This is a genomic window from Rhodococcus sp. FG69, from assembly GCF_057808915.1.
Map to the genome: position 1 here is coordinate 1 of NZ_JBMDIX010000071.1, position 13,008 is coordinate 13,008.

13 protein-coding genes are annotated in these 13,008 nt (G+C 60.9%); 2 read left to right on the forward strand and 11 right to left on the reverse strand.

What is annotated here, in order from left to right; all coding sequences use genetic code 11:
• Positions 1-244: 244 nt before the first annotated feature.
• Together ACODSO_RS28475 and ACODSO_RS28480 are read right to left on the reverse strand one after the other, a co-directional pair.
• A complete protein-coding gene (locus ACODSO_RS28475; RefSeq protein WP_068373155.1) occupies positions 245-2,134 on the reverse strand; it encodes a CocE/NonD family hydrolase in 1,890 nt (629 codons plus the stop codon).
• 87 nt (positions 2,135-2,221) lie between these two features.
• A complete protein-coding gene (locus ACODSO_RS28480; protein ID WP_068373152.1) occupies positions 2,222-3,238 on the reverse strand; it encodes a helix-turn-helix domain-containing protein in 1,017 nt (338 codons plus the stop codon).
• Between the two features lie 568 nt (positions 3,239-3,806).
• Between ACODSO_RS28480 and ACODSO_RS28485 the strand changes: the two genes are divergently transcribed.
• Positions 3,807-4,175, forward strand: a complete 369-nt coding sequence (locus tag ACODSO_RS28485) for a histone-like nucleoid-structuring protein Lsr2 (RefSeq protein ID WP_489039989.1) — start codon at positions 3,807-3,809, stop codon at positions 4,173-4,175.
• 38 nt (positions 4,176-4,213) lie between these two features.
• Here the strand turns inward: ACODSO_RS28485 and ACODSO_RS28490 are convergent, their stop codons facing one another.
• The 9 genes from ACODSO_RS28490 to ACODSO_RS28530 form a co-directional block, all read right to left on the reverse strand.
• Positions 4,214-4,339, reverse strand: a complete 126-nt coding sequence (locus ACODSO_RS28490; protein ID WP_269455189.1) for a hypothetical protein — start codon at positions 4,337-4,339, stop codon at positions 4,214-4,216.
• A gap of 54 nt (positions 4,340-4,393) precedes the next feature.
• Positions 4,394-4,561 carry a hypothetical protein gene (locus ACODSO_RS28495; protein WP_155290214.1) on the reverse strand — a complete coding sequence of 56 codons (168 nt, stop codon included), beginning with the start codon at positions 4,559-4,561 and terminating at the stop codon, positions 4,394-4,396.
• Positions 4,558-4,719 carry a hypothetical protein gene (locus ACODSO_RS28500; RefSeq protein ID WP_489039990.1) on the reverse strand — a complete coding sequence of 54 codons (162 nt, stop codon included), beginning with the start codon at positions 4,717-4,719 and terminating at the stop codon, positions 4,558-4,560. Before ACODSO_RS28500 ends, ACODSO_RS28495 begins: the two co-directional genes overlap by 4 nt.
• A gap of 166 nt (positions 4,720-4,885) precedes the next feature.
• Positions 4,886-5,518, reverse strand: a complete 633-nt coding sequence (locus tag ACODSO_RS28505) for a class I SAM-dependent methyltransferase (RefSeq protein ID WP_235386886.1) — start codon at positions 5,516-5,518, stop codon at positions 4,886-4,888.
• A gap of 125 nt (positions 5,519-5,643) precedes the next feature.
• A complete protein-coding gene (locus tag ACODSO_RS28510) occupies positions 5,644-6,042 on the reverse strand; it encodes a GNAT family N-acetyltransferase (protein ID WP_045196664.1) in 399 nt (132 codons plus the stop codon).
• 139 nt (positions 6,043-6,181) lie between these two features.
• Complete coding sequence (locus ACODSO_RS28515) at positions 6,182-6,568, reverse strand: hypothetical protein (RefSeq protein ID WP_287454774.1); 387 nt, start codon at positions 6,566-6,568, stop codon at positions 6,182-6,184.
• Positions 6,550-8,727 carry a hypothetical protein gene (locus tag ACODSO_RS28520; RefSeq protein WP_052683785.1) on the reverse strand — a complete coding sequence of 726 codons (2,178 nt, stop codon included), beginning with the start codon at positions 8,725-8,727 and terminating at the stop codon, positions 6,550-6,552. Before ACODSO_RS28520 ends, ACODSO_RS28515 begins: the two co-directional genes overlap by 19 nt.
• Positions 8,724-10,445, reverse strand: a complete 1,722-nt coding sequence (locus tag ACODSO_RS28525; protein ID WP_144407360.1) for a hypothetical protein — start codon at positions 10,443-10,445, stop codon at positions 8,724-8,726. The genes ACODSO_RS28520 and ACODSO_RS28525 overlap by 4 nt, the downstream gene beginning before the upstream one ends.
• 71 nt (positions 10,446-10,516) lie before the next feature.
• Positions 10,517-12,007: a site-specific integrase gene (locus tag ACODSO_RS28530; protein WP_235386888.1), complete on the reverse strand. Its 1,491-nt coding sequence runs from the start codon at positions 12,005-12,007 to the stop codon at positions 10,517-10,519.
• 173 nt (positions 12,008-12,180) lie between these two features.
• Here ACODSO_RS28530 and ACODSO_RS28535 point away from each other — a divergent pair, with 173 nt between their 5' ends.
• The gene (locus ACODSO_RS28535) at positions 12,181-12,972 is read left to right on the forward strand and encodes a hypothetical protein (RefSeq protein ID WP_489039992.1); all 792 of its coding nucleotides are present in this window, start codon (positions 12,181-12,183) and stop codon (positions 12,970-12,972) included.
• Positions 12,973-13,008 lie beyond the last annotated feature (36 nt).

Genomic DNA, 13,008 nt, shown 5'->3' on the forward strand with positions numbered 1-13,008 from the left:
ACCAGTGGGGACCTCGACCTGGCCACCAGTGGGTACTTTTTCATGGCCACGGACATGGATGCGGAGGATGCGCGGCGCGACGTAATCGCCATGCTCAGTGAGCACGCCGCAACCGACTCGAACCGATAATTCTGTGCACCCATGATGGATGAACTCGATCTCGTCAATTTCCCGTGTGCAGCGATTCGGGCGTCGAATCGTCGCTTACCTACCGCGCGTGCTGGGCAAATCGCGGGCAAGTTCCCTAGTCAGCGGTGGGAACTACCGGGAGCAACAGAGCCGAAGGCGTGGCTCCTCCGTGAAACACGGTCTGATTCGCTGCCTGTGGCCTCACGTCATGCAGCCATTCATTTTGACCGGTGTTGCTGTTCGGCTGCTGAAGCGGAAAGTTGCTGGAGGAGACCTGAAGACGAACACGGTGACCAGGCGCGAACCAATAGCTTGTGGGAGAAAGCTCGACCACCACGCGCTGCTGGCTATGCGGTTGCACCAACCCCTTGGAACCTGCTCGAAATCTCAAGCGCACCACCCCGTCGCAAACATTGGTCGACCTCCCCTCGATGTCGACATCGGTGAGCCTCGCAGTGAAGTCGGTGTCTACCGCTGAGGTGGAGACGAACAAGGTCACCGTGACGGGCCCCGTTATTTCGAAACCTTCTTCGAAGGGTGTGCTTGTGTAGACAAGCACATCAGCCCGGGCCTCTACTGCGGTTTGATCGAAGATCCCGGCAGGCAGATAGGCTCCTAGATGTGTCCCCCCGACCGAGGGGACTGGGTCGTCGGGGTCGTAGGTGTAGTTGTCCACGCACCCGCTCTGTGGCAACAATGCAGAGAGTGCCCCGTCACCATCGGCGGTGTTCGCTGACCCGTTGCTCTTCAGGTAAAGCGGTGTCCATTCAGTACGCGCCAGGGGCCATTCCCATTCATCCCTCCAGAGGTCGGCTCGCTGAACGTAGAGGGAAATCGGCGCGCCGCTCTCGATCTCCGATGATCCGCTGGCGTCCAGGTAGCGTGCCAACCAGTTACGAACCACATCAGGGCTAGGTCCCGGCGTCGTGCCCAACATGCCCATGCTGTCGGGCTGCTGAGCGAGCGGTGGCGTCCACGATCCGACCGGGGCATTCGAGCCGTAGTGTGTATACGGGCTGATGATTAGCCGCTGAGGGGCCAAAGCGGCACTCGCAGCGCGTACATAGTTGCGGATGGTTCCGCGTATGAAAACGTCGTGCCATCCCCCCAGGTGCAGTCCTGGGACGGGAAGCACCTCGAGCTCGTCTCCGTAGTCGAGGTAGTCCCAAAATGAGTCCTCGGGGTCAGGGTGTGCCAGCCATTGTGCAACCCAAGGCATCAGTTCTTCCAGCTGCTGATGGGTCTGCGCTGGCTCCGACGCCAGTTGCATGATCGATCGCCGGTTGGCCTCAGTGAGTGCAGTCATTCTGCGCATGAGCTCGGCCGCGTGGGCCTCCTCTCCAGCACCCAAGGTCAGCAATTCCACCAAGGTCGGGGTCGTATCGCCCTCGGCGAGTACGCGCCACCGAGGATCCCCCACAGCCAGCCCAGTTCGTGCAAGTCGGTCCGGAAGCATCAGGTTCCCTACCCAGCCGATCAAGTTCTCGGGCTGGACCACTCCACGATCGAAGTAACCGAACCCATCGAAAACTCCGCCTGTGACTCCTACGACGACACCTCTAACTGCCGGGTGCTTTGTGGTGGCAGCCAACCAGGCGAAAAGACCACCAGCAGAGTCCCCACGAAGCACTACCGCTCCGTCTGACCATGGCTGCCCGGTGATCCAGTCCAGCGTTGCAGTGGCATCTTCTTGGTCGTGTTGACCAAGGTTGAAATCTCCGTCCGATCCGTGCCGTCCGCGAACGTCTTGAGCGACGGTTGCGTAGCCCTGCGCCGCACCTGCTTGACCGACCACCTCGGCTGCCGACGCAGCTTCGGTGATTCCGTAAGGTGTCCTCATCAAGATGGTGGCGTATGGACCAGCTCCTGCTGGTAGGAAGACTGCGGTTCTCAGTTTGCAGCCGTCGGCGGCGACAATGTCGACCGTGAATCTACGGATCGGTTCGTTGTTTGCGGCTTGAGCCGGGGCCTGAGGTGACTGCTCGGCGGGTTCGAACTGCTTCATACCGTCAGTATCCGGCCGTCTGCGGCAACGGACTACCGCCATTTGGCGGATCGAAAGCCGAACTTGCGCGGACGATTGAGGCGAGAGTTACCAGTCGTTCCGTCGCGCTCTTCGCAGCATCACAGCCAGATAGGCACGCAGCCGTCCATCTGCACCTTGTACCGAGTAGTCAAGGAGGCGGCTGAGCAGCACGATGCGTTGTTGAAGCGTCGAGTGGTGAACGCCGAGTACCGCCCCTGCAGCCCTACGACTGTCCGACGTGGCCAAGGCAATAATCGTGTCCTCGACCCACCCGCAGGCAGCCGCCGCGCGGTCGATGAGTTGAACCTCCCTCAAGGCTGTTGGCGAGTCGGCGTTTTGCGCGAGAAGCTTCAGGGCACCTAAATCGTCAGCGGCGATCCGGGTCGCGCCCGATTCGCCTGTCGAAGCAGTCACGCGCAAAGCTGCGCGAGCGTCGTCGAAGGCTGCGGGCACGTCAACAACGCTTGTGGCGATAGCCCACGCAGCTCGTGCGGGCAACCCAGCCGGCCAGTCAGCTGACGCGCACAACGTGACCACAAGGGATCCCAACGGGGCAGATCGAGGCGGGAGCTTTCCGCGTCCGCCCAAGGTTACGATGACGGTGATGGGCGACGTGCTCAGTCCTAACCGAGCGGCAACGCTGTGCCGGACCTGGGCCGACTCTGCCCGGTCTATCAGGATCTCTACGAGCCCGATATCGCTCCCGGCAAGCGATGATGTTGCTGTTCTGGACAGCACTGTCGACACCGCAGAGGCAAGGCGGTCGAGCACGTAGGGATCAGAGAACACCGCCGGCCCCAAACGATCCAGCCAGATGCTCGCGCCACTCATCCCGGGCACGGGATGCGCACCCAACGGGATCTCAAGGGTGTGAGCCTCAGTGCCGTCGCCTCTGATTACAAGAGGAAGCGTACGTCCGCCATGCACGACTCCGACTGGGCATCCTGTCAGTTCAGCCGCGCTTTTCAACAGTGCGCGTATCCCCACTCCCGCCAAAGTGAGCTGATCGAAATGATGGATGACTCGGATTGCTTGTGCGGCAACAGGATCGACGTCGTCCAACCGGCCAGCAAGATCATGCATTGGCGTATTCCTCTGACTCGAGAAAGGGTGTCAAGCGGCACCCCTTCCGAGGATGCACCCGGCCCCCAGCGTTGTCTAGTCACATCAGCCGACGTCTTGCAGACGCAGATCTGCACTGCAGCGGCGAAATGAGCCGCTTCACCGATCGAGGCCAGCCCTCAGTGGCGGGGCCACACGGGTCAGCATATTCAAAGATCAGATCGAGGCGCTCTCACTGAGCGCCGTCACGGCGTCCCCAGGCACCCAGAACCTACGTCCGAGGCCCGGTGATGCCGGCAATGACGTTGACGAAAATGAGATCTCTTCTCATAGAACGGAGCGCAGCGGAGTTCGATTCGGCGGACGCCCGCAGGGTGGCCCGGCGCTGCCCAGTTGCCCTGAACCCTTACCTGTGCGACAGCAGTCCTGCTTCTCGGCGGTGCCTGTGCGCCGGACTGCAGGAAGCGAATACGACTCGATAGCGGCTCGAACTTTGTGTCATGAAGGGTAGGGATGTCGGTGCTGGTTACGCTCATGAATAGCAACGCGGTTGCGCATTACGAATGTGTCGAGGAAAGGTTTTCCGGCTGTGGCCAAACGAGTGACAACCCAATTGGTGGACGATATCGACGGGTCGGTCATCGACGACGAGTCCGGCGAGACGATTGAATTCGCGATCAACGGCGTCGAGTACTCGATCGACCTGAAGGCGAAGAACGCGAACGAGTTTCACAAGAAGATCGACTACTACGTCGGACACGCGACGCGAGTCGGTGGCCGCAAGCGTAAGCCCTCCCCCGCTGACGCGTCGGCCGCGACAACGGTCGGCGGATCGGGCAAGCGTGATCCGGAGCAGACGCGGGCGATTCGGCAGTGGGCATTTGATCAGGGCTACGAAATCAGCGAACGCGGCCGCATTCCGGCCGACATCGAAGAGGCATACAACGCCGCACACTGACGGGCGGCGAGCCGCCTCGTCTACGTGAGGGGGCGGCTTCATGTTCCCTCTGCTGCCCGAGCCCTGGCAGGACGGAGCGCAGTGGAGTTCGATTCGCCTGCCGCCCGCATGGCGGCCAGTCGGTCGTCGTAGTCGATGGCATCGATTCCCGATGTGCGCGACATGACGAAGGCCCGTCCCCAGGTTTGAGGGCGGGCCTTGTCAGGTAGATGGGGTTGTCAGTCAGTCGGCGGCTTGGTGTCTTTGCCTGCGGCGACGTCGCGTAGCCACTGTGGGACTGGATCGTTGTCGTACTCGCGGAGCTTGATCGAGGCTCCTGCGGCTGCGGCGCGGACCTTCCGGCGTTGCTCAGGGGTCCATGCCCGACGTGGTTCGGTGGTGGTCATGAGCGCTCCTCGCGGTCTGCTGTAGGCCCATTGTCACTGTTGTCGTCGGTTTCCGCCAGATCGTCGCTGCCGGGGTCGATGTCACGGTCCGCGATTGCTCGGAGTGTGCGACGGTCGGTCTTCGCGATGAACGGTGTCGCGGCTACGGTGCCGAACACCGTCCAGCCGAGCGCAACTTCGTCAGGGTTGTCGCTGACGGTGCGTTCGAGGCACCAGGTGATTCGTTGCCAGGTTCACTGTTGGACAGTTGTGTCCGGGGAGCTATCAAAGATCACCCAGGATCGGCTGTCGTGTGCTGCGCGGCCCGCGGGCAGGTACTTATAGTCAGCTGCTTGGACTTGCTCGCCAGGTGATAAGGATGCGGTTGTAGAGGAGTCGACGTACTTGGGCATCGGGAAGAGCGGCGTGGGTGTTATTACGAAGTTGTCGGAGGGTCTCCGGGGGAGGCCAGCTGACGGGTGCGGTATGCCTCCAACTGCCCCGCAACCGTTTGACAACTGCGGTGGAAACCCATGTGGCAAACCAATACGGGGCTTCGCGCGCTGATGGTTTGACGAAGGTCACCAGAGCAAGAGTCCCGCCGGGACGCACCAACGCGGACAACCGGCGGAGCGCGGCGCGGGTATCGCCTAGGTGGTGAAGGGTGGCATTGGAAACCACTGCGTCGAAGCTGTGTTCGGGCAGATCTACGATCGCGACGTCACCGTTCATCCACCGAACAGGGACGTCCGGGAACCGCGCCTCGGCGCGTTGCAGCACCGGTTCATCGACGTCCAAGGCAGTTACCCGCGCAATACGCCTGGCCAAGCGGGCGGCCAGGAACCCGTCACCGCATCCGACGTCGAGGACATCGTGCGCGTCGGAAGAAACCAAGGAGTCGAGCAATCCGTCGTAGTGAATGTTGATGTTCCATGGACGCTCTTCGTGGCTCGGGTCGCTATCAGGTTCAAGTGTCACGTACGGCGCTTTCCTGTAGTCGAGATTTCGGCTTGCCGCCACCGGAGAGCTGGCAGTCTGGTTAGCAGGCGGGGACAACCCAGAATAGTGCTCGCGAATCCGTGGTGTGAATCTCGTCGACTCGGTCACTTCAGTCGTAGTATCCCAGCGGAAGTTGAATCGAATCCACATGCAATTGAGTAAAATTCGTCGAGTTGTGCCTCGTAGTCGACGTGTAGCCACTCGACATCGGTGGTTCGTAAATCGGAAACGATGTAGGAGACGAGCTGGGTCCCGATTGCTTGGTGTCGCCATCGTGTAGCAACCGCGGTGTCGAGCAGGAACGCGTGCTTGCCTCCGTCCCATGCTGCGTGCACGAACCCGCAGAGCTCCCCACTATCGAAGGCACAAATCCATGACTTGCTGTGCCTCTCCAGCCGAGATCTCCACGGCACAAACTCGTAGACCCCGCCGAACGCATCGTGATGCAGTCGCGACAGCTCATCGTCGTCGACGGGAGGTCGGACTCGGAAATCAATGGCCATGTCGAACAGCTTAGAAATATGCGCTACCTCGCAAAACGTTTGCCGCGATGAAGTACTGGTTTCTGGGAGACGTGTGAGACAGGTCGTGCCAAGGATCGATAGCGAAGTCGGCCGTCCAGGGAAGCTTCAGGTGATGCGCCTAGGGATGTCGCCCAGCCTGATTCGGACGCAGATACACCAGATTGAGCTGCTCCTGCTGGAGGGTCAGTTCGACGACGAGAGCAGAAAGGACTTCTATTCGCAGTTCGCGTTCCTTAATCTGCTGGACAAGTTCGTCATTACGTTTGCCGAGTTGCTCGATGGCTGATTCTGCGAGTTGCAGCTGCTTTTGGACACCGACCGGGGCGAATGACCCCGCTTGCGTTCTAAAGTGTTCGACCAGGTCAGGGAACTCGTCGTAGAGCCTCTGCCGGTGCAAACCTGCTTCCTTCGCCAGGTTGCTGACCGTAAGCTTGCCGTCTGAGCAGGTCGGGTTCCCCGAGATGAGGTTTGCGATTGCTTTCTGAATCAGAACTCGCTTGTCCACGTTTCCGCCTGTGGTTGATGTTTGTGCAGATTGGATGCTGATGTCGCCGTGCCTCGATGGTCGGAGATGATCGCCGAGTTCGACGTTGTGCGTTCGTTGAGACGCGCCCGCAGCGGAAGCGGTAGATGCAGCTGGAGCGGGTCGCTGATCAAATCATCGTTGTGCGCTTCGAGAGCATCGATGTCCTGGTCCGTTCGAGCGATGTTGCGACAGCTGGGCTTGCATTTCCGCCAGACCGGAGCGGTATCGCTTTGGGCCGCATCTCGACACGCTGCTGTCTCAGCTCGGTAGACGCAGGTGAGGAACGCTCCGTGATGAATCTGCAGGGTTTCGTTGGCGAGTAACGCCCGTGCTTGCGCTGGGGAACTCACGCTGTGCCCGAGGAATTCTCGGGCAGCGGTGACCCTGCCGATGTAACTGCTGGCCGCTGGGCCGGAAACTTGTTCGCCAGATTGTAGTCGTTGGTGGTCCGCATGGATGGTCTCGCAGCGCAGCAAGAACTCCTCAAATCCGACATCGTCGTTGAATCCTGCATCAGCCTGACCGGCATAACCTTGGGTGATCTGAGTTCGCAGATGCCCGTACTGAATTGCTCCGGCAATGAGTCCACCCGGTCGGCGGACGATGTGCCAGGCCAATGTACGGCGAAATCGAGACAGCGTGATCGGCCCATGGGGGTCGGCGGCTATCTGCTCGTGTCCGACTGTCCCGGCAATGTCGGTGTTGAACCACTCGACAAAAGCACGCACTCGCTGGTTTGCACGACTGGCGGACATAACACGAGAACTGGAGTGCTGAAACGCATCTGGCGTGTATCTCCCGGCGTAGGGGAACAGTAGTTCTCCTGGAGCCAGTTGTTCCAGGAGAGCGATGGCCCTGCCGACGTGCTCGGTGACAACCCACGGAATGGTCGCAGGTGAGCGTTCGCGGCGACCGGGTTGGGTTTTCTCTTGGGTGCCCGAGAGGAATACGAGCTCGAGGGTTTTCGAGCGGCTGATGCAACCGCGTCTGAGATTCAGCGCTTCCCCTGGCCTGATGCCCGACAAGTAGGTGGTGAGTACCAAACACGCTGCGACGACGTGGTCGATCAGTTTGAGCAACTCACGGGCCCCGACGGGTTCATCCCGCCATCGGTGGCCAGTGATCTCTGAAAAGTCTGTTACTCGCAGGAGGTCCACTGTGGTCGGGATCCGTTGTTGCGCAATGTCGGAGATCAGTGAGGCCATCCCCTTGAGGGTTGTCGTGTCCATGAAGCTGCCGACCGCAAGGCCTTCGACATCTATGCCGAGGGCGCTGCCTCCGATCCCAGGTATAGGGATCTTCGCCTCCCGCAACGCCGGAAGTAGGGTCTCGAACCTCGCTGTCGCGCCGGCCAGATCAGGCTTACCCCATCGAGATGGCTGTTGCCTGCCAATGCTTTCGTGGGCAATTCGGCGCATGGTCGATACCGTGATGGCGGTACCGACTATGTCAGGGCCGATGACGTCGATGGTGACGAGCGCGGCGGACAGCAGTGCTCCCATGACATCCGGGGTGATGCGAGATGTTGCGTTCTCCGATCTGCTTGCATTTGAAACGCCTACGATCTGACCTGCGGTGGCTGCTCCCCACAAAGAACGAACGACCTGCAGTCGACAGTGTTCTGGCAGGTATTCCCGGTATGCGTGCAGTCTCATGACTGCGCACAACAACGAGCGTTTGACCCTCGCCGAAGTATCTTCTCTGGAAAGTACGAGCCTGGCGTAGTCGTCGAGGTCATCGTCGTGGAGTTGATCGAACCTGTGATAGCCGCGTCCGACAAGCCACCCGGCAAAACGTCGCAAGTGTTGCAGGTCGTGCTTGATCGTCGGAAGGGATGGAAATCCGCTGTTGGCGGCGACGAGCCGTGGGGAACGGTTTGTGACGTTGATCAGCGCGAAGGTGTAAAGCTTCATCGGTTCACGGAACTCGGCGGGAAATGCCAGCCAGTTCACGGTCACTTTCCGGTGTCTGAGATGCATCGCGGGTGTGAGGTCCCAGAAATCGTCACCGAACCGAGGTGCACCGATCGACCCGACTTCGTGCAATGGCCTGCGGTGGAACACGGGAGCATCGGGAACTGCTGCAATGCCGTCGATTACGGGAAATTCGGGCGCAGATGCCGATGCTGGCCGACTCATGGCGTGTCGAACACTCCGTCCAGTAATCGCAGAGCCAGGCGGCGCTCATCGTCGGAGATCTTCTCGCGGGCCACGCGTACTTGTGCAGGCTCGTATGCGCTGATCATGTCCTCGATCTGCGCGACACGACCGGCGTATTCGAGTGCCCATCGGTGGGCTGTCAGAGCGGCTCTGAGGTCGCGCAGCGCGTCGAGGACGGCGAGCTGCATGGGTAGATGCCGAGGTAACGCTCTGGCATTGGAACAGTCCAGACAACTGAGGAAGTTTTGAGAGCATGTCCGACCACCATCGAGAGGTGAATGAGTGAAGTCGGTGCATACCCCCAACGCCGTATCGTCGCCCGCGACCATCGCATTCTGCTCGAGTGTCATCTCACGGCGCGCAAGCGCCGACTCGACTTGTTCGGCCAATGCTTCGTGGACGATCTGAAATCCCTCGAAGCGGACAGTGTCCATCCGGGAGAGGTAGCCGGCCAATGTTGCTGGAGTGTGCGCGGTCGGCGTCCGGGTCCGCTCCAGGTAGGTCTTGCGCATACGGTTGAAGCCAATCCCGAGGAGCAGTGCGTCGTCCTGTTCGTTTCCGGTCAGCCAGGGCCGAAGCCAGCGGGGATGGCAACGGCGGTGGTCCCCGTCGGCGGGCAGTCCATCGCTCAATACGACCGCGCCCCGGGCGGGCGGGGTTGGGTTGTAGTAGACGAACGCGCACTGGGTGTTCAAGACTGCTCTGCCGGGCTCGGTGAGGTCGAGGAGGAGGGTGAACACTCCGTATGCACTGGTCAGTGACGTCTCTGCAATGCGCGGTGGTCGGGGGTCGGCCATGGGCGAACGTAGCTCAGGCGGCACGCCGGTCAGGGGAACGGTCATTCGAGCTCGCCGGCCTCTGCGGGGTTTGTTCATCTCGACCAGGGCAATCTGAGGCTCGTCCGCTGCGGTCGCGAGATGGTGACGGGCAGGGAGGGCTTCGATGACCGATCGGTTGTGTCCGGTGGTCGCGGCCAGCAACATCGCGAATGCCCACGCTTCCCCAGCGGTCAGGTGAATCAGCGTGTGGAGGGGACGGCTGCCGCCGACGAGATACGCCTGCCACGCCCTGGCGGATCGCTTCGGTGTGCGTATGCCGGTCAGGGGAAGTGAGCCGGTCCGCATGCAGTAGTCGAGCACCTCGGCAAGAACCACGCGTGGTTCGTTTCGATCGAGATCATCGAATTTTCCGGCTCGGTAGTCCGTGACCAGCTGACGATGTTCACGCAGCCGGCTTTTCGCGTTCCGAACCATCGCGCGCAATACCGTTGTGATGCGCTGAAACTCGACGTCGGAATACGGCTGCGCGGGGTCGGATCGAACCTTTTTATCGAACTGAGCGAACCTGTCGATGACGCCCGGTCGGAGCTGCACCGTGCCGGCACGCAGAAGCACCCGAAACTCGTAACAACGTTTGTCCCCACTCGGCAACCGCAGCGCCATGCAGATCATCTCGATGTCCGCAGCGGTCAACTCGCTCAGCGACCGTAGTCCCGGGCGCGTCTTCGCCAGCCACTTCGAGACGAACCGCACTGTGCCCCAATAAGATTGCGCAGTTTTAACGCGACGGCTCGTCCCCAACGGCCCGTTCACGGCGGTGAAGCACGTCGCCAGTTCTTTTCGCACCCTGACGTCACAGGGCAGGCGATCGAAATCGAAGACGGCGCGCTGCGTCCCATCCTCACTGATGAACGGCACCTGAAGCTCTGGACCGCATACAAATGGTGCCACCCACCCCGCCGGAGGCGGCGTAGCAGGCCTCCCCACCGTCACGGCCCGATCCCCTCGATGACACGCGGATGCCCGGCACCGACAGCGCCGGCCAACCGCTCCAGCGCGTCCCGATCGTCTGCGTCCATCAGCGCCACCAGCTGTTCGACCTGCAACCCTTGAAACGGCTCCAGATAGACCTGCCTGGTAGTTTCCGCACTTCGGTGCCCGAGCAACGTCGCCAACAAGAACCAGACGTCGCCCAGCTGGTTGCGGAAATCTCGGCGCTCGGCGACGGTGAGCATGTCGGTTCGTTGCCAGGCGACGAAGGTCGCAATGCAGTACCACCGCAGCGCGAAGCTGTGCCGCAGCATGTGCGGGCGACACCACAGCCTCCCGGACCGGTCACCCAGCTCCTTTGCCGCTCGCCTGTTCGCATCACGAAAGGTGTTGTACCAAGCTGCTTTATGTCGCGGAAGACCATCCATATTGAGGAACAACATCATCGGTTCCAATCCCGCCGGAGTACGGATGAACAGTCGACTCCGCAACGAAGGACCCACGCTGTCCACATTCACCCGACGTCGCACCCCGTCCTGATCGGTTGCCAGCAAGATGCCGTTCGAACCGATCTCATCGACCACCCATTTATTAGGGACGACGTCGTACCGTCCATTGCGCTGAGCTGCTGCCACTACCGCCTGACGGCTACCGTCCTCGATGTAGAACCGAACAGCCTGTAAGACCGCTCGCCGCAACCAGTAGGGACGAGAGACGCCGGACTTTGCGCAGGCCGATGCGAGCCTGAGACGCAGTAGTCGCTCCGTCGAGACCCCGGGAATTTCGGACGTGAGCACGCTGGCCCACTCCCCCATCCGCAGCCCGGCACCGTAGAGCCCGTCTGCGTACGCGACGTCGCGGTCCTCTGTGCGTCCAACCCACCGTTCACGCTGCTGGCCGTCGCGCGTGTATCCGCTCAAACCGATGGTGCGCCATTGCCGAAATGCCGAAGGAGTCATCCATTTGACGTCTGACGTGCGGATATCCGAAGGCGTGGCGTCCAGCCGAGTTTCGCCTCGGTAGCCGCCCGACAGCACATGGCTCCGCACGGGATTCGCCACGCCGCACTCGTCTGCAGCCCACAGATACAGCTTCCGCACGGCAGCCAGGTCCAACCGGAATGTGTTGGCAGATACAGGATCCGGATTGCTTTCTACTGACATCCGCCAGTTCTTGAACACTGCGAGGTCGTTCGAGGTGGCCGCGGTCCATTCGACGTCCACGGCGTGTAGGAAGTCCAACCAGACTTTGATGCTGAGGGCGTAGCGACGGACTGTGCTATCTGCTGCGCCCCAAAGCACCGGCGAGCGCCAAAAAGCGTTGAGTCGGCCATCTGCCCTGCCCCCTGGACTCAGAAAGTAAGGCGTTCCATGTCTGGCCCCGTTGGCTTTGGCTAGTGCGAGTACATCGTCGAAGGCGATCCCCGCGACGTCAACTCGAACTAACGGGCGGCTGAAATCGTAGAATCTCACGAACCAGCCGACCGCCACGATTCACCTCAACCGATATTGAGTTGCGCTCGGTCCAGACCTTGCCTCATACCTGCAGGGTATTACCGACCGTAAAGCGACCTGCGCCAGACACGCGGACCGACTGTCCGAACAGAACTTCACCAGTCCTCGAACACGGATCCCGTCACATGCGCAGTGTCTATCCTGTGGGAATGGCACTCCACGACCGTCGCGAACGCTGGCTCGCGAACGCCCGCTCCGTGCACTCGACCACGGATCAAATGCTGACGGGCGGCCTACCCGTCGACCGCGACGCACGGATAAACATGGCCACTATCGTAGGAACGCTCCAAGGCGTGTTCGCGGACCAGATCGAAGCTCTCGACGGCGATGCGCCCGCGGGACACATCGCGCTAGCCATCGCTCCGCTGGCGGCGGCTCTGCACAAGTTCGATTCACTGGGCAAACCTAACCTCCCTAAAACGAACGGTGAGCTGCGCGACGCATTGGATGAGCTACGAGCTGCCGCTGGATCGGTTGCGACAACCCTGGATGGGGACCCCTCCCTACGCGTGCAAACGGTCGACGAAGTGATCGCCGAATTCGCCGAGAGCTACCGGGTCGCGCTGCTGCTCACACTGACCGCGTGCCACGCGCTGTCGACGAAAATCGTTGAGTGGCGTGAATCAAAGGACAACGGCAAGGCCGTCGGTGACCACCTGAATGTGCCGACAATGAAGCTGCAGAGCACAAATACTGATGGTGCAGTTCCCATGTCGATGTTATCGAGCCTGATGACCGCTCCCCCTTCCATCATGACACCCGGAAACGAAGCCGCCGCTTTTGCTGAGATGTTCAGCGGTGGCACACCTCCACCCCTGTACCGGATGGCATATGGCCAATGGTTCGGCACCATCGCTGCGATGTGGGAAGACGTGTATCGGGAAAGACTTGCGACCGCACACGGAACTGACGCCGAAGGCCACTGGTTGGGCCCCCGATAGCAGTCCAGCGTCTATGCGATAGCTAATTGGTTTTCT

What these genes read in the sequence shown, in the direction of transcription:
- ACODSO_RS28490 (WP_269455189.1), bottom strand. Translation starts at nt 4,339, where the DNA reads ATGTCGCGCACATCGGGAATCGATGCCATCGACTACGACGACCGACTG.
- ACODSO_RS28520 (WP_052683785.1), bottom strand. Translation starts at nt 8,727, where the DNA reads ATGAGTCGGCCAGCATCGGCATCTGCGCCCGAATTTCCCGTAATCGAC.
- ACODSO_RS28495 (WP_155290214.1), bottom strand. Translation starts at nt 4,561, where the DNA reads ATGACCACCACCGAACCACGTCGGGCATGGACCCCTGAGCAACGCCGG.
- ACODSO_RS28475 (WP_068373155.1), bottom strand. Translation starts at nt 2,134, where the DNA reads ATGAAGCAGTTCGAACCCGCCGAGCAGTCACCTCAGGCCCCGGCTCAA.
- ACODSO_RS28535 (WP_489039992.1), top strand. Translation starts at nt 12,181, where the DNA reads ATGGCACTCCACGACCGTCGCGAACGCTGGCTCGCGAACGCCCGCTCC.
- ACODSO_RS28510 (WP_045196664.1), bottom strand. Translation starts at nt 6,042, where the DNA reads ATGGCCATTGATTTCCGAGTCCGACCTCCCGTCGACGACGATGAGCTG.
- ACODSO_RS28480 (WP_068373152.1), bottom strand. Translation starts at nt 3,238, where the DNA reads ATGCATGATCTTGCTGGCCGGTTGGACGACGTCGATCCTGTTGCCGCA.